General features: G+C 42.5%; 22 protein-coding genes. 5 read left to right on the top strand and 17 right to left on the bottom strand.

Going from position 1 to position 22,352, the window contains the following annotated elements:
- The first annotated feature begins 65 nt into the window (after positions 1 to 65).
- Positions 66 to 1,796 carry an amidohydrolase gene (locus ICV39_RS02970; RefSeq protein ID WP_215390409.1) on the top strand — a complete coding sequence of 577 codons (1,731 nt, stop codon included), beginning with the start codon at positions 66 to 68 and terminating at the stop codon, positions 1,794 to 1,796.
- A 253-nt stretch (positions 1,797 to 2,049) separates the two neighbouring features.
- On the opposite strand, the gene ICV39_RS02965 is transcribed toward ICV39_RS02970, so the two are convergent.
- From ICV39_RS02965 to ICV39_RS02955, 3 genes are all read right to left on the bottom strand, one after another.
- On the bottom strand, positions 2,050 to 3,756 hold the full coding sequence (locus tag ICV39_RS02965) for an amidohydrolase (RefSeq protein WP_215390408.1): 1,707 nt from the start codon (positions 3,754 to 3,756) through the stop codon (positions 2,050 to 2,052).
- 93 nt (positions 3,757 to 3,849) lie between these two features.
- On the bottom strand, positions 3,850 to 4,092 hold the full coding sequence (locus ICV39_RS02960) for a hypothetical protein (protein WP_215390407.1): 243 nt from the start codon (positions 4,090 to 4,092) through the stop codon (positions 3,850 to 3,852).
- 117 nt (positions 4,093 to 4,209) lie between these two features.
- Positions 4,210 to 5,190 carry an alpha/beta fold hydrolase gene (locus tag ICV39_RS02955; protein ID WP_215390406.1) on the bottom strand — a complete coding sequence of 327 codons (981 nt, stop codon included), beginning with the start codon at positions 5,188 to 5,190 and terminating at the stop codon, positions 4,210 to 4,212.
- A gap of 250 nt (positions 5,191 to 5,440) precedes the next feature.
- On the opposite strand from ICV39_RS02955, the gene ICV39_RS02950 reads away from it, so the two are divergent.
- Positions 5,441 to 6,076, top strand: coding sequence for a hypothetical protein (locus ICV39_RS02950; RefSeq protein WP_215390405.1), 636 nt, complete (start codon positions 5,441 to 5,443; stop codon positions 6,074 to 6,076).
- A 97-nt stretch (positions 6,077 to 6,173) separates the two neighbouring features.
- Here ICV39_RS02950 and ICV39_RS02945 read toward each other — a convergent pair whose 3' ends face one another.
- The 9 genes from ICV39_RS02945 to ICV39_RS02905 form a co-directional block, all read right to left on the bottom strand.
- Positions 6,174 to 6,578: a hypothetical protein gene (locus tag ICV39_RS02945; RefSeq protein WP_215390404.1), complete on the bottom strand. Its 405-nt coding sequence runs from the start codon at positions 6,576 to 6,578 to the stop codon at positions 6,174 to 6,176.
- 41 nt (positions 6,579 to 6,619) lie between these two features.
- Entirely contained in the window at positions 6,620 to 7,222 is a 603-nt protein-coding gene (locus ICV39_RS02940; protein ID WP_251372717.1) for a YSC84-related protein, read from the bottom strand.
- 42 nt (positions 7,223 to 7,264) lie between these two features.
- Positions 7,265 to 8,578 (bottom strand): lipase family protein, encoded by a 1,314-nt coding sequence (locus ICV39_RS02935; protein ID WP_215390403.1) that lies wholly within the window; start codon positions 8,576 to 8,578, stop codon positions 7,265 to 7,267.
- Between the two features lie 30 nt (positions 8,579 to 8,608).
- Entirely contained in the window at positions 8,609 to 10,297 is a 1,689-nt protein-coding gene (locus tag ICV39_RS02930) for an amidohydrolase (protein ID WP_215390402.1), read from the bottom strand.
- Between the two features lie 41 nt (positions 10,298 to 10,338).
- Positions 10,339 to 12,018, bottom strand: a complete 1,680-nt coding sequence (locus ICV39_RS02925; RefSeq protein ID WP_215390401.1) for an alpha-keto acid decarboxylase family protein — start codon at positions 12,016 to 12,018, stop codon at positions 10,339 to 10,341.
- Between the two features lie 105 nt (positions 12,019 to 12,123).
- Positions 12,124 to 13,932, bottom strand: a complete 1,809-nt coding sequence (locus ICV39_RS02920; protein ID WP_215390400.1) for an amidohydrolase — start codon at positions 13,930 to 13,932, stop codon at positions 12,124 to 12,126.
- A gap of 35 nt (positions 13,933 to 13,967) precedes the next feature.
- Positions 13,968 to 14,396 (bottom strand): hypothetical protein, encoded by a 429-nt coding sequence (locus tag ICV39_RS02915; protein ID WP_215390399.1) that lies wholly within the window; start codon positions 14,394 to 14,396, stop codon positions 13,968 to 13,970.
- Positions 14,397 to 14,494: 98 nt separating this feature from the next.
- Entirely contained in the window at positions 14,495 to 15,364 is an 870-nt protein-coding gene (locus tag ICV39_RS02910) for a hypothetical protein (RefSeq protein ID WP_215390398.1), read from the bottom strand.
- Between the two features lie 25 nt (positions 15,365 to 15,389).
- Positions 15,390 to 16,184 carry a hypothetical protein gene (locus tag ICV39_RS02905; RefSeq protein ID WP_215390397.1) on the bottom strand — a complete coding sequence of 265 codons (795 nt, stop codon included), beginning with the start codon at positions 16,182 to 16,184 and terminating at the stop codon, positions 15,390 to 15,392.
- Between the two features lie 126 nt (positions 16,185 to 16,310).
- On the opposite strand from ICV39_RS02905, the gene ICV39_RS02900 reads away from it, so the two are divergent.
- Positions 16,311 to 17,126 carry a hypothetical protein gene (locus tag ICV39_RS02900; RefSeq protein WP_251372716.1) on the top strand — a complete coding sequence of 272 codons (816 nt, stop codon included), beginning with the start codon at positions 16,311 to 16,313 and terminating at the stop codon, positions 17,124 to 17,126.
- Positions 17,127 to 17,146: 20 nt separating this feature from the next.
- On the opposite strand, the gene ICV39_RS02895 is transcribed toward ICV39_RS02900, so the two are convergent.
- The 5 genes from ICV39_RS02895 to ICV39_RS02875 all read right to left on the bottom strand — a co-directional run bounded on the left by ICV39_RS02895 (position 17,147) and on the right by ICV39_RS02875 (position 19,652).
- Positions 17,147 to 17,548 carry a hypothetical protein gene (locus ICV39_RS02895; RefSeq protein WP_215390396.1) on the bottom strand — a complete coding sequence of 134 codons (402 nt, stop codon included), beginning with the start codon at positions 17,546 to 17,548 and terminating at the stop codon, positions 17,147 to 17,149.
- A 64-nt stretch (positions 17,549 to 17,612) separates the two neighbouring features.
- Complete coding sequence (locus ICV39_RS02890; protein WP_215390395.1) at positions 17,613 to 18,398, bottom strand: hypothetical protein; 786 nt, start codon at positions 18,396 to 18,398, stop codon at positions 17,613 to 17,615.
- Between the two features lie 241 nt (positions 18,399 to 18,639).
- Complete coding sequence (locus tag ICV39_RS02885; protein WP_215390394.1) at positions 18,640 to 18,792, bottom strand: hypothetical protein; 153 nt, start codon at positions 18,790 to 18,792, stop codon at positions 18,640 to 18,642.
- Between the two features lie 202 nt (positions 18,793 to 18,994).
- Positions 18,995 to 19,273, bottom strand: a complete 279-nt coding sequence (locus ICV39_RS02880) for a winged helix-turn-helix domain-containing protein (protein ID WP_215390393.1) — start codon at positions 19,271 to 19,273, stop codon at positions 18,995 to 18,997.
- 55 nt (positions 19,274 to 19,328) lie between these two features.
- Entirely contained in the window at positions 19,329 to 19,652 is a 324-nt protein-coding gene (locus ICV39_RS02875) for a hypothetical protein (protein ID WP_215390392.1), read from the bottom strand.
- Between the two features lie 334 nt (positions 19,653 to 19,986).
- Here ICV39_RS02875 and ICV39_RS02870 point away from each other — a divergent pair, with 334 nt between their 5' ends.
- Together ICV39_RS02870 and ICV39_RS02865 are read left to right on the top strand one after the other, a co-directional pair.
- Positions 19,987 to 20,580, top strand: coding sequence for a response regulator transcription factor (locus tag ICV39_RS02870; RefSeq protein ID WP_215390391.1), 594 nt, complete (start codon positions 19,987 to 19,989; stop codon positions 20,578 to 20,580).
- 3 nt (positions 20,581 to 20,583) lie between these two features.
- Positions 20,584 to 22,341 carry a hybrid sensor histidine kinase/response regulator gene (locus tag ICV39_RS02865; RefSeq protein WP_215390390.1) on the top strand — a complete coding sequence of 586 codons (1,758 nt, stop codon included), beginning with the start codon at positions 20,584 to 20,586 and terminating at the stop codon, positions 22,339 to 22,341.
- Positions 22,342 to 22,352: the final 11 nt, after the last annotated feature.

The following is a 22,352-nucleotide window of genomic DNA, read 5'->3' as shown; positions in this document are numbered from 1 at the left end:
TCAATTTGATTGATCAAAATACTGATGTAATAAATGATATCTAACACCATGGTGAGGAATTTCTTATGAAGAAGTCACTTATGAGCATTTTGGCTATTGCGCTCGTTTCTATCATTGCAAGCGGAATGGTTTACGCTAGCTCACCAAATGGCTCTGCTGACATCATCTATATCAATGGGCAAATTCAGACACTAAATAGCAAACAATCCTCAGCAAGCGCCGTTGCAATTAAAGATGAAAAATTCATTGCTATTGGGTCTGATAAGAAGATCCAATCTTACGCGGGGCCCAATACGCAAATCGTTGATCTGCAAAAGCAATTGGTAGTGCCGGGATTTGTGGATGCTCACACACACCCTATGGAAACCATTTGGCTCAAAGAAGATTGGGTGGACGCTAGATATCCGAATACGCCCTCAGTTAAACAGGCGCTACAAAACATTGCAGATCGAGTCAAAACAACCCCAAAAGATCAGTGGATTTATGTAGCCTGTGTGTCAGCCAGTGAGAATAAATTTCTTGAAAAACGTTTACCTACCAAAGCAGAGCTCGACCAAGTTGCGCCCAACAATCCTGTCATTGTTGCCAATGGTGCACACATGGCCATTACCAATAGTGCTGGTCTAGCAAAAATGGGGGTTAAGAAAGGCGTCACAAAACTACCTCATGGTGCTGGCGTATTGGCCGATGCCAATGTAGAACCAACAGGTGTTATCACCGATGGTATGGGTGATATTCCAGGCAGCCCCTCTCCACAAGAAATCGCACGCTACTACGCCAAAGATATTGCGCAATTTTGGAACTCTTATGGCTTTACCTCTGTAATGGCTATTACACCCGCCGCTGCCGTTCCTGTCTTGCAAAGTGTTTCTCTATCAACACCGAGACCAAATATTCGGTATACCGTCTCAGTATGGGCTGCACCTAATGGCAAGGGCATGCCTACTGATTTGAGCGTATTTGAAATGCCGCCCCAAGCAGACCCTTCCTACTATCACTTTGCTGCAATCAAAGCATGGGTTGACGGAGAAAATGATTGCCGAACAGGATTTATGTATGAACCCTATGTTGGGGTGATGGATACCGACCCACCCGGGGGCAAGGGAACATTAGTTACCGATCAAAATTCAGCAACTGCATTTGCAAAAATTGCGAATCAGAACCAAAAAGCGAGCATGCTCCATTGCTCTGGAGATGCTGCCGCCGATATTGGCTTGAACACTTATAGCAATATCTCAAAAAGCCAAACGAATAATTCAATTAAGCGAATAGAGCATTTTGGAATGTTTCAGTTAACACCGAAACAACTCGAGCGTGCGCAATCACTCAAAAAAGACAATCTGCATATTTCAGTACAACCAATCTGGTTACTGGAATTAGTGAATGCCGACTATGAAAATATGGGAGTAGAAAGAGCCAAGACTGGCTACCAATTTAAGACATTGATTAATGCCGGGCTTGAGCCAGCGGCCAGCACTGATATGACTGGCATCTACCTCGGGAATATTGACCCCTTTAAAGCTATTTACGCAACCGTTACAAGACAGTCAGACAAAGGATTGTTTGAACCTCAAGAAGCAATTTCCGTACAAGACGCTTTAAGAATGTGGACTATTTGGCCTGCAAAAGCAATTGGGGAAGATAAAGTCAAAGGCACTATTGAAGTTGGAAAATATGCTGACATGACCGTGCTATCCGACAACATCTTTGCCATTCCAAAAGAGAATCTAAAGAATGTAAAAGCAATTAGGACGATCGTTGGTGGAAAAACGGTTTACCAATCCCCAACCAACTAAGATGGCACGTCAGTGGCGAGCCTAAATTTTGCTAGTCCATCAGCAACACGTAGGGGTCACAGCAATGTGATCCCTTTTCATTTGGTTGAATGGAGTATTTATGTATCTATTGGATTTTGCTAGATTCAAGAGTCTTGATTCGATTCGCTTTGGCATATTAGATGTCGGATAAACCGACAAACATGATTATGGATAACAAAAAACCACCCGAAGGTGGTTTTGTTCAAAACTAAGACGGCAAGTAGGGTAATGCTTATTGCCAGGATTGCTGCTTACCGTCAATCCAAGTGGATTTCACTTTGATATTACGAATTTGATCTACTGGGGTTTTTCTAGGATTTGCAGAAAGCACTACCAAGTCAGCTTGTTTACCAACCTCCAAGCTACCCACTTTGTCATCAGAGAACATTTCATAGGCAGCATTAATAGTGACCGCACGAATAGCATCATCAACACTCACCCGCTCATCCGGACCCAACACTTTACGTGGTGGCTTTTGCCACAAACGGCCCGCACCCTCAGAAATATAGTTTAGAGGGCTGACATTTGAAACCGGGGAATCACTGTGATAGGCAAAGCGTCCACCCGCTTTTTTAAAGTCTGCTGAAGGATCGATACGATCAGCGCGCTGAGCACCCACAATATGATCATGGAACGCCTCGCCCCAATAATCGACGTGACCTATCGTGAAACCAGGAATGACCCCAAGTTTTACTGCTCTTTTCACATGGTCGGGAGTATTGATAGTGAAGTGCTCAATCCGCAAGCGACGCTCTTCTGGATGAGGATTACCAGCAAGCAATTTTTCATAATTACCCAGGGTTTGATCTAAGGCACGATCGCCATTTGCATGCACAGCAATTTGCCAACCTTGATCAAAGTAAGTTTTGATTTGCTTATAGAGATCATCGGTGCCGTAATCTAAGTCACCGGTATTTTTTGTACCCTTAGGATAGGCATAAGGGTCATTTAGTGCTGCAGTGAGACCCTGAGTAGATCCATCAGAAACATATTTCACACCCACAAATCGAAGACGGTCATCACCGTCTCCAGGCTTAATTGCATTAAACCCAGCGGGAATGGCGGGACCATATAAATACCCTCTCACCCGAATTGGTAGGCCTTCATTTGCTGTAAGTTCTTTAAAGAGCTTAATTTCATTCTCTAATCCCAAATTAAAACCCACGGTGATTTCTGCAGAAGTAGTAACGCCCGCAGAGGCAATCATTTGCGCAGTTTTCTTAACACCGCCAGCCAATTGCGCTGGAGTGGGCGGAGGCATCTTTGCCATAAACGCAGAAAATGCAGGCGCTTCGAGCAATACACCAGTCAACTTCCCTCTAGAGTCCTTGAGGTACTTGCCACCACCGCCAGGATTAGGCGCACTCTCATTCACGCCAGCCAATTCAAGAGCTTTGTGATTCACATAAGCGATATGACCAGATTGATTAACAATAAAAATGGGTACGGTAGTAGACACCTTATCCAAGATATCTGCATTTAATTCGGCCATAAATGGCTGAGTACGCGAAGGGTCAACCCCAAAGCCCACCAGCCACTGACCAGGCTGCAATGTTTTAAGGTGCGCCTTCATTTTAGTAGCCAAGGTATCCAAAGTGTCATAAGGCAAAGTAAAGTTCGACAAATTTAAACCCAATACTTCGCCAATCGTGGTGCCGATAATGTGAACATGGGGCTCAACAAATCCCGGCATGAGAGTTTGGCCTTTAAGATCAATGACCTTTGTAGTGCTGCCTTGCCAATCTTTAGTAACCGCATCTTTTGTACCAACGGCAACAATCTTGCCATTCTGAATGGCTAAAGCTTGCGCCTCTTCATTCTTTGCATTGACGGTAACTATTGGGCCGCCATAAAAAATAGTATCCGCAGTACCGCCTGCGATTGCTGATTGGGCAATCAAGACAGCAGATGAAATCATCAGTTGGTGTAAAAAGCGCATTATCAGACCTTGATATTGAAGTATTGTTAATGGGTTAAATTAAAAATTTTAGCAATAGAAATTGCGGTTAAAGCCAAACTACATACCAATGGATTAGAACTTTTGCTTAACTTGATAACCCTTCGCCTTCATGCACTGCAAAAATACATCAGACTCTGATGGATCGCCACCGCTATTACCGTAGAATTTATTGGACTCTTTTATACAAGCTCCGCGGTCTTGGTTATAGCGCTCTGGTGATTGGCCATTAGTAGGTATCAACTCTGTTTGTTGAGCACAGGCTGTTAATACTAGGCCTGCTGCTAGGGTAAGTAGTGAAGAAATACTCATTCTCATAATTCGATCCTTTGTTTTAATAATTTAGTAACACTATCGCATCATCGGCTGGCCAGACCGATCCTTTATATACAGACCCCCAGAAAAATCAAGGGGCCTTTCTTTTGATTCTAAGATTTATTTCAAAAAGGCATCAATTGTTTGAGCATAGCGGGCATGCTGCTGGAACAAGAATGCATGTCCACCATCATAGTAGGCTAACCATGAATATGGAATCTGGTTGGCAATCAACTGGGAGTTTTTAGGAATATCAATCTCATCGTAGCGACCATCTGAAACCAATACTGGGACTTTAATATTCTTCAGATCCTTGAAGTTGCTTTGATTGTTACTCCATAAAGTAGTACGAGCGCGGTCTTGGCGAATTGCAGTTTCTTTGGAAACCTTAAAGTCATTCGGAAGAGATCCGTTTTCTACTGCCAACTTGATGCGAGCCAAGGCCTCAACTGCAGCCAATTTGCCGGCAGCATTATCTGGGAAACATAAGCCCAATTTTTCCATCTCAGGAACATTAGGATTATTTAATTTGCTCTCAACATCCTTTGAAGCGGGAATCTGATGGCTACCGCCAGGGTTGGCAGCAGCTAGGATGCCTTTATTAATCAGTTCAGGATGACGAATCAGAAACTGCTGGGCAATACGAGCACCCATAGACCATCCCAAAATATTTACCTTCTTAAATCCTAAAGCCTGAACTAAGCCAGCTGCGTCATCAGCCATTTGCTCTATTGTCGTGTGATTTTCTGCTGTATCGGTTGAAAGACCTACACCACGATTATCAAAAGAAATCACTTGATAATTTTTTGCCAACTCTTCAATCAGCGCCGGATCCCATAAGGACATCGTTGAAAGGAAACCATTAATCATTAGTAGGGGCTCACCTGTGCCACGAATGTAATAGGCTAGTTTCACATCCCCAACCTGGGCGTACTTTACCTCCGCTTTAAATGGGGCAGCTGTGGCGGTCGCAGTCGCTGTAGTAGCAGTACTAGCCGTAGTAGCAGGTTTTTTATCACATGCAGTCATCACAAAAGATCCAACAAGAACAACTGTTAATAGGAAAACACTCTTGATTGATTGATTAAAAGCAATCTTCATTTACACCCCCCATAATGAATTTGCTCAATCTTAATGGATTGATACATTTAAGCTCTCACGCCAATATATAGTTAGCGAGCTTTATGAAGACCCCAGCCAACAATACATCCGATGTAAGTAAATTACCCCCTTCTTAATTACCTGCTTTCTAGAGACATTCCTTCAATAATTGGTATAAACCCTAATCAATAATAGGACGTATTACCTTATGTATATCCTGACATATATAAACTGACTACCTTAAAAAATAATGCTTAGCGAAGAAAAGAAACGACTCATTGAGATTGAAGAGAAGTATCGGCATGAGATCGCTCAGAAACTGAAGGCTGAGGCGCAATCGGCCGAAGAAAATGTGCTGAAGATTGAACAAACCATTTGGAATAAGGTCTTTGACCTACTTAATAGTAACTTTGGCCTCTGGCTACTATCTTCAGTATTCTTGAGTGGCGGGGCTGCCCTCTATCAGTCCACCAGCCATCATTACGCCCAAAAGCTCATCGCCCAAAAAGAATTTCTGACTTGTGAGTTTGAAATTGAAAACCGCTTAAATGCGATGGACTATTTGGTAAAAAAAGCCAAAACAATTGGTGAAGCCCAATACGCCCTAACACCGATGACGAAAAGTTTTGGCGCCGTAACCCCCGAATATGAACATGTCAATATTGCAGGTCTCTACTTTAAAACATATCAATTAACCGGGATTCGTAACAAGCAATCAGAAGAGAATGTCAAAGAGTTGGAAGAATTAAACTTGGGCATTGAACAGTCAAACCCCAAGGCTCCGCTTGATAATGAAACCAGAAGCAAATTACTGAAAATCCTTGAAAGCTTAAGGCAGCACTCCTTAAAACTCATTGAATCTGGCAAGGGTTCGCTTATTTACTGAACACTGAACGTCTTTTAGTCTTTCAAGACAATAAAAAACCACCCGAAGGTGGTTTTAGTGACTGTAGCAATGATCAATTACTTGTAGTTACTTTCCGTTACTTCATTAGATCCAAGAACTGAACATTGTTGCTAAGACTGCCAAATGAAGCGGCATCATAGGTATAGTTTCCATCATTAGCAAATAAGAACATATAGGTCTTCATCGGGCCATCACCACCAGATCGCTCTTTTGCATTGACATCACATACCACCATCCAGCCAAACTTTGGTGCTTCAAATGACAACGCTCTAGCCCATGCTTTACGCGGTGGCGAGCATTCTTTTGTTGCCATGTCTGGATTATTAAGGGCTGACTTAAGATAGGTATTAACTTCCTTATCTACTGCAGCCTTATTGGGCTGAGGCGGAAACTTCGCTTGTGCGATTTCTTGTTGGGTCACTGGAGCAGCGCAAGCAACTAATGCTAAGGCTGCAGTAAGGCTTAATAGTTTAGTTTTCATAAAATGATCCTAATGAATAAAAGAATAGATTTGAATTATGCTTAGTTTAAGTCGCTATCTTTATAGTATTTAGTTCCTTTAGCCGTAATATCCACAGCTAAACCCGAGTCAATCAGTTGGTAGGCCAAAATTCCAGGGGCAACTAACTGAGCACCCTGATACGAATCCCCTTGATTCTGATACTTTGCCGCAGCTGAAGCTTGACCACCAAAAGTCCATCCAGAATTGACAAAATCATTCATTGCCTCTTGGGTTTGAAAGACATACACCATCTGAAATGAAGTAACACCAAGGCCCAAGCCTGCCTGCACCTCAACCATATCCATATAGGTAATCTTTTTTGGGGTTGCTTGATATACAGCCCCCTTACCAGAGCCACCACCCGCGATAAAAATCTTCATTCCAAAGTTACTGAAAACTGCATATCCAGGTGACTTTTCAATTAAGGATTTTGCCCTTGGCTCGGTAGCATACAACTTAGCCAGAATTTCTGAGTTGGTTTTCAGAATCGCCGCTCTTTGTTGATCCTTGGTTTGGCTACCGCCAAAAATAGAGCTAAATTGAGCATGCGCGTAGCCCATGCTCAATAAACCCAAACATAGCACTACGAACAAACGGCTAAAAAAGATGTGCAGATTTTTCAAAAAAGATTCCTTAGATAATTGAATTTCAACAAAGACGAATAATTAACTACCCAAAGTTGCCGCAATGGCACAATTATTTTCAGCGGGTTTACCAGCTAAACGATCTTTAACCCACTGTATATAAAAGGGCTTGGATGATCCTGGCGTTGTAAAGTGAGATTGCTCTCCTGGTAACTGCACACGATTCACGTTACCTCCCAATTTACACATCTGCTCTTGATATAACTTGCCCATCACTGGAGGATTGGTAGTGTCTTTAGTTCCCCAATAAATGACTACTGGAGAAGTAGGCACTACTGGATTAACGCTTGCCTTAATCATTGCCTTAGTCCACTCCAGAGAATTCGAGATCTGATCTTTCAATAGAGACTTATAGTTTGTGCCGTAATTGAAATTTAAGGTATCAGCGCCAGCATGCATGCACTTGTTACCAAATACTTCATTGAGTACATTCACGCCCTCATCTGTAAAGATATCGTTTAGCTTTAGCTGAGGATTGGCCGACTGCGTACCCCACATACCCATTGCCATATGAGTAAAGTTGAATATGTTATCGGTGAACATGCCTATCGTGCCCCCTAAAGCTTTTTGAGCACTTGCTTCATCCGCTGTTGCTCCAGGCATCACAATGGCAATATCTTGCGGCGCTAAAGCAATTCCACCAATTAACTGAAGATTGTCTGCAGCCGTTCCCTTTCTAGCAAGATACTCGGGCATGCTTGTTGCCGCAATGACGGCACCACCACCTTGAGACCAACCATAAATAATGGTTTTTTTACCAGCGCCAAGCTCTTTCATAGATGCAGCAGCTCTTGCTGCATTGATCATATCAATTCCATTAGTTGAGGCAACAACGTATTGGTGGCGTCCTCCACCACCTAAGCCCTGATAATCCGTTGCAGTAACCACATAACCTTCGCTGATGAACTCTTGCAAACTTGGAATTCCGTAATCCGTCCAAGAATTTCCACCAATCAAGTAGTACTCATTGAGTGGCACAGCGGGATTCAATACTTGTGAAGGGCCACAATTCTGTGCGGTGCCAGTTGTGCCATGTCCCCAAGACATAATTGGCCTACCCTCTTTTGGAGCTGGGCCAGTAGGCGCCACAATGAGACCAGTTGAAATGGTCTTCTTGTCATTTACATCAGAGGAAATGTAAGCAACTCGCCATGCTTGAGCGCCATGAATGGAAGTCTTAATTTGTTCTTTTTTGATTACTTGACCCAATTTACCTTCTGGGGCCATTTTCATAACGGACTCATAAAAAGGCGCTACCGGTGGATCTGCAAGCACCGAAAAAGAAACGCCGCCCAAACATATACCTAGAGCAAAAGCTGAGATTACTTTTTTCATATTATTCAATTCCCTGTTTCATCAAAATATCTATTGGCGAACATATAACTGCTTGCCGTCCTTAATCGTTTCAAGTACCTGAATGTCTTTAATGGACATTGGCTCGACTTTCAATGGATTTCGCTCAAGCACTACCAAATCTGCAAATTTACCAGGGGTAATAGTGCCCTTGTTTGCCTCTTCTTTATACATATAGGCTGGTACGGCAGTAAAGCCACGCAAAGCGGTATATGGATCCGTACGTTGATCAGCGCCTAAAGTTTGACCATCATAAATTTGACGATTGACTGCGGTCCATATTGAAAATAATGCGCTTGGCCCTGAAGATGGATTGTCATTATGAATACCTGCTTGAAGCCCTTTTTGCTTAGCCCAAGCCAGCGGCACCATATTATTAGCCCGCTCGTCCCCTAGAATCTTTTTGTAGACATCGCCATACATCCAAATATGATTAGGCATAAATTGAGCAATGATCTTATTGCTCTTATATTGATCTAACTGATCATTGCGAACAAAAAAGGAATGTGAAATGGCAGTTCTGCGGTCATCTGTAATGCCGGTGTCACGAATAGCTTTCGAAATTGCAGATAGCGTGATATCAATGCCAGCATCGCCATTGGAATAACCAAAGTATTGAATATTTTTCTCGTAGGCTAACTTTGCATAACGATCCACCAATTCTTGTGGTGCCGCATCTATACCGCGCCAGCCGTTCGGAAATCCCGCGGTATCAGCATAAGACTTACTAAAATAAGCCAGGCGTAATTGTGGCGCGCCATCAGTAGGAACCATCATCCCGGCAACCTTAAATCCCCCTTTACCATCGGTGTAGACACCGAATGGATACTTAGGGTTGGTGGCTAATAATTTATCCACTACATCATAGGTCGGTAACGCAACCAGATCGATGCCGATCTTCTTGCTTACTGATGCTTGACGCATGTTCTGAATATCTTCAACCGTAGTTTGATAGCTTTGCGCAGTGGTAAAACCATTTGAGAGATATATCTTTTCAGCATTGCGATAAGTCTGAAGCGTTAAGTCACGTGAAAACTTCCCAAATACCTTTGCAGTTGCCTCGAAATTAGGATCGCCTATTAATACTCCAGTTAATTTGCCAGTTTTTGGATCAACCGGAAGCATTCCCTGCGCTACTTTGGTGTCTTTAGTAAAGCCAAGCTTCTTTAGACCTTCGGTATTAACAATACCCACTATCGTGGAAATATTATTTACATAGACTGGTTGATTGGGGAATGCTTTGTCTAATTGTTCTATGGTAAGCGGGCCATCTGCAAGAAAGGCATCCGCATATTCTGAACCAACAATCCAACCATTTAATGGTTTTGCCTCAGCCTTGAGTCGGCCGATTAACTCTTGAGTGGTATGGGGAGGTTTATTTGAAAAATAGCCAAGGTTAACGCTCAAGGTATTTTGAGCAATTAAAGTAAAGTGGCCCCATGCATCTATAAAACTAGGCAGCAAGGTCTTGCCTTTTAAATCCTGAACTGATGGATTGGCGCCAGCTTGGCTCATTGCATCTTTCATGTTGCCTGTGAAGGCAATCTTGCCGTCCTTCACTACAACTGCCTCAACATACTGAGGTTTATCGCCTTCCATAGTGAGGATATCGCCATTAAAGTATACCGTCGCATTATTTGCAAAGACATGGGCAGAAAATAATGAGATAGAGATAAAGAAATATCGTTTGAGATTTTTCATAGAGGCACGCAAGGTTTGAAGATTAAGATTCAATATTAGATTTAAGAAGGGATATTAGTTCTATAAATTTGGTTTTGTACGTTGAGTGGTAATGGCTGACTCTCGGAAGCAGGAATCATGACCTCAATATAAGAGGCGCCATCAAAAGTATTGGCTTTTTCAATTGCCGCATCAAGCTCGGCAACGGTAGCCACTCTAGCAGCAAACCAATCTCCGCAACCCATCGCTGCCGGTATTTGCGCATAATTCCATTTGGCTAAGTCGTCATACGAAGGCCCGATTTCACTTAGGACATTCTCAACACCATAAATAGCATTATTCAAAACAAAGATGATTGGCTTTAAGCCATAGCGACCCATTACCCCAATTTCATTGGCAGTCAATTGATGTGAGCCATCACCAGTAACGAGAATGGTCCTACCCTTTTTGTTGGCCATGCAAATACCCTCTGCAGCAGGTGTTGCCCATCCAATAGATCCCCACAAGGTCTGCGTTTGAAAACCGACGCCATCCGGGAGAAACATTGGCGTCGTATGCAGCACACAAGTACCTGTTTCAACAACCAAGATATCGCCCGATTTGAGCATTCTCTGAATTCGTGGATACAAATTAGCAGATGAGGTTGGATCTGTTGGAGTGCCAACTAATGGCATCACCGAATGAGAATTGGTGTTACTGAGCTTTGGCCCCGAAGTAATCCGCTCAGTTAAACCAAGAAGCGCATCACCCATAGTGACGCCCGTAAAGATGGTGTTACCCATGCGAACAAATTGATCGCCTATGGTGAGCAACTTGGCACTCGAAAGGCTATCAGTCCAAAAGGTGGTGTTGAAGTCCTCAAATACCACGCCACCAATATCTAAAACGAGATCCGCACTTTCTACCAAAGTCTTAACGCTAGATGGGGCAGAGCTCATACCGTTATAGATACCCAAATAACTTGGGTGCGCCTCAGAGATCACCCCTTTATCCATAGGTGTAGTAGCAAATGGAAAGTTTGATTTATTCAAGAATGCAAGTAAAGCGCCTGTCAATCCGTAATTAGTAGCAAACTGGGTTGGTAGCACCACAACATTTTTGCTTGCTTGAACTTTTCCAAGAATAAAGTTGATAGCAGCATTCAATGCAGCAGGATCACTTTGGACTCTTCTGATCTGCGCTAGTGGCACCCCTTTAATCGGATTACCAATGATGGGCATTTTGGCTAAATCCATAGGTACGCAGATGTATGCTGGTGCACACAAACGCAAAGCTTCCCGAATAACCCGTTCCATCTCTTCGATGACGTTATCAGGAGTTAAATGAGCGGATACGCAGCAAGCTGCCTCAGACAATCCACGAAAATTGTTGTACACACCATCACCTAGAGTGTGGTGAGTAATTAAACCCTGTCTCTGTATTTGCGTACTTGGAGCACCAACTAAATGAAATACGGGAAGTCTTTGTGACTTAGCACCCATGACGCCATTAATAGCGCTTAACTCACCTACACCATAGGTTGTAGTAAGAATAGAAACGCCATTAACTCGCGCATAACCATCAGCAGCATAAGCAGCATTAAGTTCATTTGCACAGACAACCCACTTAACTCGCTTGGATGCCTCAATCGCATCATCAAAAGGGAAAGTGTAATCGCCTGGAACACCAAAAACCTGGTCAACACCTAAGTCCGCTAAACGCTCAACAACATACTCTGCAACTGTCAATGTATTCGATGGCATTCTTTACCTTAATATGATTAAAACCCCAAGGGAGTAATTCCTAAATGCAAAACCCCCACCATCTCTGATGAGGGTTTGAGCAATCAACTATTTCGTATCATCAGCTCAGAATGGTCTTGGTTGTTTGGTCTCAGTAACAGGGATATATCTTCCACCCAGAACGGTACCAATAACTGGCACATCCTTGATCTTCTCTTTTGGCACAGTCACGGGGTCTGCCGCCAGTACAGTAAAGTCGGCAAACTTACCTGGCTCAATGGATCCAACCTTGCTCTCTAGACCGAGAGCATATGCTGCATCGATTGTTACCATTTTCATCGCCTGCTCTGGAGTAACCGCTTCAGCAGGAGCCCATTTTTTATTACCGGTATAAAGACCTTGTCGAGTAACCACAGACCAAGCCTGAGTAAGCGGTGCTGGGGGAGTGACCGGTGTATCAGAATGCAAGGTAACCGGAACGCCCTCTCTTAGCAACTGACCAACTCTAGTTGGATATCCAGCACGATCAGATCCAACCGTTTCAACTTGAAGACCAGCTCGGTCATAAAAGTAAGAAGGATTAACACTTGCAATTGCGCCCAAGACTTTCATTTTACGAACTACTGATGTAGAGGGCATACCTAGATGCTCAAAAGTAAAGCGATGATCAAAGCGAGGCTTTTCATCCTGCAGCACTTGCAAAGCATTGATAACTTCTACGTTACCCTCATTACCATTTGAGTGAACGTGGATCTGGAATCCTGCATTCCACCAAGGCTGCATTACTTTCGCAAAATCTTGGTAAGTTGGATAAAACATGATTCCCTGATGACCGTCGATATAACCAGGGTTATTTACTTTCATGGTGTTTGCTAAAAAAGCGTCATCATTAATAAATTTAATACCCTTATAAAAAAGACGATCGGTATTCAATTTTTGCAATTCTTGGACCTGCGCTACAGCCTGATCCCCATATTTATCAACAAAAGGAATGGCATATGGGATAGCCTCAATTCGCAAAGAGGTCAGGTCGGAGCTTGTGAATTTTTGCATGAGCTTTTTTTCGGCCTCGATATCAAATACACCGAAAGTCAACTCACTGGTAGTGGTAATGCCTGCCTGCTGAGCAATATCGTTGGAATACATCAATGCTTTAGCCACCTTTTCGAGGCTAAATAAATCTTTGCCAGCATATTTAATAATCAGAGGGCTGGCGGTCGCACCCAAAAATTGACCGTTTAAGCTACCATCAGGATCAACTCCGACGCCAATGACTTTTTTTACTTCATCCGGGTTGGTGATGTATTTTTTCAGCGCAGCAGAATTCAGAAAAATGTTGTGTTCAGAGGAATCCCAAACAAACACTGGCCTTGTCGTAGAAACCTCATCCAGTAGTTGTTTATTCGGGATTTTCTTCATTGCAACAATGTCATAACCCCAGGCTAATAGCGGTTCATTAGGATTAGAAATTCCTGCAGAGTACTCCTTAAGCTTAGCAATAGCAGCTGACAAATCTTTAACACCCGGAAATGGTTTACCCCAAGGACTTGGAAGCGGGAAGTAGGTCAAAGGATAACTAGTAGATGTCAAACCACCCAATAATGGATGCTCATGCGGGTCCACAAATCCTGGATAGAGCACTTTATCCGCAAACTGACGATTAATTTGGGTTGGGTATTTATCTGTCCATGATTTCAGATCCTCTAGAGAACCGACTGAAAGAATCTTGCCATCTGAAACGGCTACTGCTGTAGCAGTTGGATTTGATGGATCCATCGTAACTACTTTTTTAGCAACATAAACAGTAATATTTTTTGGGGTGCCCATGGTTGGCGGGTCAAGAAATTCAGTAGCACTTGCATTACCAAGCAAGGCGATTGCTACAGAAGCAAACAGCGCGCGTTTGCCAACACTCAGAATAGATTTTTTGATCATTTTTTCTCCATACGTATAGATGATTAAATTGATGCTTACTTTTGAACTTTGAATAATTGCTGTGAGATTGAAAACATAATTGACGTACTCCACGCAAAGGAAAATATTCCTGACACAGCCATAATGACTGAAAGTAATTGCCATTGAAGCGGGAGTGGATCAATCACAAATCCCACGGTTGTATAGGTGCTACCTGCATAAACCATTGCCGCATGGAAATGATCAATAACATTGAAATAAAACAGGGCCAAACCCCACAGATAAATTTGCGCCATGTGGGAAATAAGTAATAACAGTACACAAGATACAAATAGAAGGTAAATGACTGCAATTTGATTCTTGTGAACTGCCGATACCAATTCCCGCTTACTTCTATAGGCCACAAACATCAGAAATAAAGCGTGTATCAACACGCAAGCAACTAGAACCAGGCAACCCAAAGCAAACGCTTCGAGATTGAACATGTAATGCTCGGCTCTAATTTCCATCGGCCAGCACTAATTGAATTGGGGGCATCTTGGGTTTTTCAATTTAGCCCCCACAGTTCATTAGATTTATTGAATTACTTCAAAACAACTAAAGTAACTGTTGCGCGTCCGCCCCAACCTGAAGGGCCGCCAGGTGTATTGCTGACGTAGTAGATTGGACCCGCACCAAACGAAATAGGAACACCATCAATCACAGCTAACTTTGAAACACCGGCATACAGTGGATTAGAGGTGCGATGGGTGTCATAGTTGTATAAGGCTTCCATATTTGCAGAATAAGTCCATGCATCCTTAGTGGTGTATGCCACAAAAGGCTGTCCATACAAATTGTTCTGCGTACCAAACGCTGGGTTACCGCCCATATTCCATGACTGATAACCCAATAAACCATAGGTCCATGGACCTTGACGATTTAGCACCACTGCTGTGACACCAGCACCGGTTTGTTGTGAGCCAAAGTGCCCGCTATTACCTGAAGGAGATTGTGCGTAAGGACCAATACCCCAAATCCATGAAGAGTTGGTATTGGGGGCATAGAAGGACTCAAGGGTCACACTAGCAACGCCATAACCAGAGAAGGATTTGCCTGGCGCATATTGGACGCTGGTCTCACGTGCACCAGCAATAATAGGACGTACGATAAAAATATCACCGCCACCCAAATCAAATGGAGCAACCGGCTGAAATAGCAAAGTCTGCTCTGAGCCACCTTGATTCAAGCCAACGCCACGGCTAAATTCGTACTGCAATGGCACAGAAATCATATTGGCAATTGGGTTTGCTAATTTCTTAGCAATATCTTCTTTATCAACTTCTTTCTTTGGCACTAAAGCGCCTGATTGTTCAACAGCAACAGTACCCGCACGAGCTGGAATATCTTGAGCAAATGCGACTGCAGTAATTGTGCTTGCTGCTAAAGCAGCGATTACGAGTTTCAAAAACATAATGAGAGTCTTTAATTGGTAAAAATTAGAATTTAAATGTTACTGAGAGCTGAGGGCCCTGCATAGTAGTCTTTTGGAGAACGGCGCCAGACTTCATATCGTAGTAAAGCGCACGATAAACCAATGAAGCATCAATTAGGTTATTGAAGGTTTTGCCAACACCAGCAGCAACCTGCCATGTCAGATTAGTGGTGCCGCCACCGCTACCAATATCAGCGTAGGCAGGGATATACCAACTAGAGTCTGCGATGCGATAGCGCCCTTTGGCACCAATAATAGGATCTACTGTAGAAGTCTTGCTAGAAATGGTTTTGGAGATGTTGGTGCCATCCAAATTGCCATTCAATGTAGCGGTAATATCAATTGCTCGAACACCCACTAATCCATCAAGGTATGCATCCTTGTTATTCACTAAAGTGTATGTCGCAGCGCCAGTAAGAACGGTCTGTTGCAAAGTAATCTTATCTGCAATGTGCGCAGCACCACCATAAACTGGAATGGAGCCAGAGTTTTGTAAAGTTGCAGAAACGAGGTCGCCCATGATACCCCAGTTACCATAGTGGGCTTCAGCAGCAATCATGCCGCCAGACTTCAGGTCACTCAACACATTGCTGGTGTTCATGTCCGCTGACTTTGCAAGACTATTGTTAAAGTTGAGCGTTCCTTTAATGCCAGGGCCCCAAATGTAGGGAGTAATTTCAAAACGCCAACTATCGGCAATCTTTGGCATAGGGGAAGCTTCACTCGCAGTTTGAGCTTGAGCTAAACCGGCACAAATTCCAATGCAAAGGAAAATAGTAATTTTTGACAGAGTTTTCATAATTTTTGTAAGTAAATTCAGGGGTGGTGCAAGTTTATCAAAGATAGATAATTCCTTGATATGTAGGCTAATCTCTGAAAATTACTAGGGATAACCCTAAGTAATTTCTGACATAATTCGAGACCAATGCTGAAATACAAAATCCTGACGCTGATTCTTCTTTGTTTCTTCTTTTCCACAACTTGGGCAACAGAGGACGAGAATAAGTTTTCCTCCTATTTCCAGAATATATCTGGCGAATATTCCAGAGATCAAATTTTAGAGTTCTGGGGATATCACGACTATCAAGGCAATCAAAACTACAGCGACACAATCAAACTACGCTATTACCATCCACTAGATATAGAGCAGTTTCGCGGAACAATCCGTCTAGATACCTCCTACGCTTCTTCTTATGGACCAAGTTTCCCAGCTCAAAGTTCTGGGCAATATAGTGCTGGTAATACCATGCTTACTTATTGGGGCAATCATCCAGGCTTACTGCCGGAGATTGGCGCTAATTTTGGTGCGAGACTTATTTTTCCCTTTGGCAATAATGGGCAATGGGCTATTGGCCCACAAGCTGGTGCTAGCTTTAGGCCTAGCGGAAATAATCCTTTAAAGCTGGCCGACTTTTCTCCTCTAGCCCGCTATATGTATGGGTTTGACACTAAAAACAATTCACTACAAGTAAATCCGACGCAACCACCTCTCGTGCGCAACCTACAACTTTTTCCAACACTGGGTTTTCAATTGGCGCCCGATACTCAACTAAGACTATGGGATGAAAACGGGGTTGTTTACAACTCTGCTGGTGGAGGCTGGTTTGTACCGATCGATGGGATGATCACACATAGAGTGACCAAGAATTTCTTATTCGCAATTGGTGCTAGTAAACAGGTGATACAGACGTATAGCCAATATGACTGGTCGTTTTATGGAAAGGTTTCTTTTAATTTTTGAGAGACCCCTCAAATCTTGGTTTACCTACAAATCCCTGCCAACAGCATGCTGCCTGAGAAAAATCCAAACGGTTTTTCTTCCTTACCAAGAACATTATCAATACTGAGATAGTCCACATAGATGCCATTCTTGCTAGCTGATTTTTGCTCCCAAAGAATCTTATAGGGTTGTCCATTACCCCCTCTAGAAATAATCCTAGGATTTTTTAGGGAGTCCATTACATCACCAACGATTTCACCAGATTTTTTAATCACGGTGAATTCTTGTCCGACTCTTGGACTATCACTCATTACCTCTAAAGACCCATCAGACTTAATATATGCATCACTCATCACTTCGCAGTGATAAATATTGGCATCCGCTCTAGCAGCTGATGAAGCAAAGATGATAACGAAAGAGATGAGTGCAAGAAGGTATCTCATTTTAAAAAGCTTCTTTCTATGAAATGATTTACTTGGAATGATTATTCACTTACAAAACCCTCATTTATGGCAAAGGAATCGAAAGGATTGCCTTCAAGGTGGTTTGGTCTGCGTTATGACTAATACCTTTACCAATACCAGCCTGAAAAGCGATGGGCTTGCCATCGTAATACACCATGGCATACACCACGTTATTCATATTGGGATAGACGATTGGTTGAGACACTTGGTTCACATTGGTATACAGCTCTCCACCCAAAGCCCATTCTTGACTCACGTTGCGCGACACACGAGTAGCAGTTGCAAATACAGGCCCTTGATGAACTAGTGGTTGCGAGAGTGCCTGATCAAATATGGGATTAAATGCCAACAACCATTCATCAATATGCTTACCGATAATGAAGCGCACTTCTCCGTGATAGCGAGATGGCTCGTAAGGGTATGGTGTATCAGACACTTCAACGTTCACACCCGCAAAAAATGGATCGCCCTTCCCTTCTTGATACGGCAGCCATTTCAGACGCGCTTTTACTCCAGCATAGTTAAAAGAATTATTGTTATTAGAGTAGCTGAGATAAAACCCTGCTTCCAGGTCATGACCTAAACCATAGGCCAACTCTGGTGTGACACGAGTGTTATTGTTATTGACTACTTCGCCTGGATAGCTTTGTTGTTGATTGCCTCTTGGAGTTGTGTTGAGATGTAATTCAAGACTATATTCACCCTTGGCGTTGATTTCATCATCGTAGACTTGGATTTCATCCTGGAGGTAAGCATGTGCCACCCCAGAAAATAAGAATCCAGAGATCAATGCAATACGGAAAAAGTGTTGGAAACTCCTATATTTCATACTACGCAATGATATTGAAAATGGGATGCATCTGCATGGCACCCTTAACTCACCTAAAAATCAGCTCTTAGAGTTAGCCTCTTATGTTTAATAATTCCCCAAACATAGGGCATTACTTAAGACTCTCGAGATCTTAAGAGGCCGATACTTAATCTAGGCTACTAACGAATACAGGCCTCCACCAAACAAAAACCCCGCTACTACTAGCGGGGTTTTTATTGACTTCTTTAAGTAAGCTTATTTATTTTGCAGCATTACCCAAAATATCTACTTGGGCTGCATCAATTACTAAGAACTGCTTTACTGAGTCATTTTTCGCAATAACTGTTGCGCTAGCAACACCAGCAGAAAATGCAATTAGGGCGATGATCGTATAGGTGACGATTTTGTTCATGGAGTATCCCGTAGAAAAGTAAATTAATTAAAGACTTAAAAGTTTAAGTACCCGAATGGTAAGGGAAAAATAGAGAGCTATTTCTTAACTTTAGTTCTAGTTTTAATAAAAATAGAACTAAAGTACTAGGACTCTAGAGCCCTAGAATATTGGACGTACGAAGCAATAATAGCCAAGCCAGTTTCAACTGGCATGAGTGACGCTAGTGAGGCAACAACTCTTCAGCAAAAAGCTGATTAAGCCCTTTAGGCAAATCTTGATTAGGGAAATATCTTCCCTTAGTGCCACCTTTGCGCAATGTAATCAAGTTCACCGCCATCAATTTCTTTAAATGGAAATCTAGCGTTCCCGAATCCAATCCATACTGCTCAATAATATCTTTTGGTCTTGCGCCGTTTTGGCCTGATCGGTAGATAAAGTTGAATGCATTCAACCGAGTCTGATTTCCCAAGGCTTCAAATACTGATAAATATTGCATCATATGCATTCCCCTTTTACCTTCATCAGCAAAGATCATCAAGTTACGATGATTGAAATTAGTTTGAGGTGCCGGTGGTGTAGTCCAGAATTGGATTGCCATAAGCAATGGACTGATTAAGCGCTACGCTATGTAACGCTTGTACAGAGCCAACCGAGGATTCATCTACTGAATAATTTTGATCAAGTCGCTCATTCGCACTAATTAATCGCGGATTGAGGCGATCAGGAATCTGATGTGGATTATTAAGATGGCCCGTCACACGGAATTCATCATACGAACCCAGGTTATTTCCAAATAAACTCATTGAAAAGCCGGCGAGCCCCAGCAAAATAGTTGCGCTAACAACTGTACTCATACTACGACGATTTACTTTCAACATATAAATCTCCTTTTGCATACTATTTTGTTGATTACCGCGTAGTTCTTATCTGCACTTATCTACGTCTAACAAAGCCGGCAATGTAAGCAAATAGTAGAAAGTCTTTGGGGGGATGAATATAAAACTTTAGCTCTATCTCCAGCCCATCAATTGAGTACAGCTAGATTCAATATGAGAACGCCCTAGTAAAGACCCTAACTATTGATTTCTTTAGCAATAATTCCAGCATTCATAGTGAGCATATAAAACTAAAGTTCTAGATTGAAAATGTCCACGAATGCCATAATCGATTGAATTTTTTACCTTAAATGAATCCCCTAAATAGGGCAATGCTATGCAAGCTACATCGATACTCATCGTTGACGATCATCCGGTTTACCGAGATGCGCTGCAGCAGCTATTAAGTAAAAAATTTATTTCGAGCAATATTACAGTTCATACCGCTGAATCCCTGGCCCAAGGTTTGAGCACCGTTAAGAACTCCACCTACTCATGGATTGTTTTATTGGATCTCCAAATTCCAGATTCCGAACATGAACTCTCAGGCATCAAGGAATTCAAGCAACTCAGCAATGTCGCCACGATCGCCGCCATCTCAGGCCTTGAAAAAGAAGATGTAGAACAAGCCTGCTTGGATGCGGGTTGCGCCCTGTTCATCTCTAAAAATAGTGACTCCTCGTCTATCTACGAGAGTATTTGCAACTTAATAGGACATATACCTAACACTCCTGAGATCACCCAACTCACCGGAAGACAACAAGAAATCTTGCGTTATGTGTCTGAAGGTCACTCAAACAAAATGATTGCCTATTCCTTACAAATCAGCGAGCAAACTGTCAAGATTCACTTAGGCGATATTTTTAAAAAACTCAAAGTCTTTAATAGAACCCAGGCGGTTATTAAAGCCAAAGAGCATGGCTGGAGCTAATGCATGGCTATAAGTAACACACAGGAAAATAGCCTCCTACAAAAAGAGAAATTTCAATTTCTTCAAACTGCATCAAGAACGAATACGATTGGTACCGTAATTGGGCCACTATTTACAGCATTTTTGGTAATCGAGGAAGTCAATGCGCTAAACAACCTCATTATTTGGCTTGCCGCAATGACACTTTGTGTTTTATTGAGAGCCTATATTGTTTTTTATAAAAATAAGCACTCTTACCAATCGATAGAACAAAAGATTGTTAACTTAAATTGGGCTATCTTTTCGGTCACCGCCTGTTGGGGTTTAGGTTGGCTGATCGTTGTGCCAGAACTGCCATTCAATCTTCAATGCTTGTATCTTTTGATGAGCTCTACGGCGATCTTCGTTGGACTCTACGGCTACTCTATAAACCGAGCCACCATTCTTTGCTTTGCGGCACCAATTTTTATTTGCCAGTTCATCATCACCTCTATCCCACCTTTTATTTTTCCATGGCCCATTATTTTAGGAGAGCTTGCTTTCTCGCTCTATACCTTAAAAATGGCATCGTATTTTTCTAAATCATGGACAAATACCGTCACACTGCAGATACAGAACCAGATGTTGAACCAAGCGCTAGAGATGGAGCGCAATACCGCTATCTCATCCAATGTATCCAAATCCAAATTTATTGCTACGGCCAGCCATGATCTGAGGCAGCCACTTCATGCCGTTAACATTTATTTAGACTTATTTGATCCCAATAGCCTACCCCCTAAAGAAAAGGTCAATTTCTTCCAAATTCGCAAGAGTGTTCAAACACTCAACTCCATGTTTAAGTCTCTGCTAGATTTGAGCAAACTAGATGCTGGCACGGCCAAGAAGATTCATAAATCATTCGAGCTTATTGAACTCGTGGGGCCTTTATCTGACACATTTACCCCAATCGCTGCTGGTAAAAATATATCGCTACAGATTGATTTCATGAACATGCTGGTAGACGGCGACAAAGTCTTACTACAACAGCTCATTGGCAATTTAGTTTCCAATGCTATTCAATACACCACTGAGGGAACTGTCTCTATCGCGCTTACAACACAGGAAGGACATTTACAAATATCCATCAAAGACACAGGTTGCGGCATTGATCCAAGCGCATTAGATAAAATCTTTGATGAATTCTACAGAGTCGATGGCACACGTAGTATGCATGATGGACTTGGGCTTGGTCTTTCGATCGTTAAGAGGCTATGTAAGATCTCTGACTCTGAAATCACGATTACCTCCACTTTGGGTGAAGGCACTAACTGTATTGTTCAGACAAAATATGCCACCCAACCCTTACCAGAATACGATACTCCGCACTCCTCAAAGGATAAGAGCGGCATCGCTAGCGGGCAACAGTCTTTACTGAGCACTAAAACCATCGCCATATTTGAAGATGATCAAACCATTTTCGAGGCTTACAAGAAAGCACTTGGTGAAAATGGCTTCCATGTACTCTCCCTCCCTGAAAATAGCCAAGATTTAATGAGGGATTTGGCGGGCATCAACCATATTGATTGCATTTTGAGCGACTATCGTCTTGCCACTACCACTGGCGACCTGATCATTCAACAGCTACGCGATAGTTTCGGCACCGACATACCTGCACTCATTATTACTGCAGATACCTCGCCACAACATATTCAATTATTCAAAGAACTCAATATTGAAGTGCTCTATAAGCCTATTGGCTATAGCGAAATTGTGAATGCCATTAAAAATCTGCTGTTCAAATAAAAAGAAAATTA

The organism is Polynucleobacter sp. MWH-UH25E, from assembly GCF_018687095.1.
Lineage (GTDB): Bacteria > Pseudomonadota > Gammaproteobacteria > Burkholderiales > Burkholderiaceae > Polynucleobacter.
This window is presented reverse-complemented; position numbering and strand designations above follow the sequence as displayed.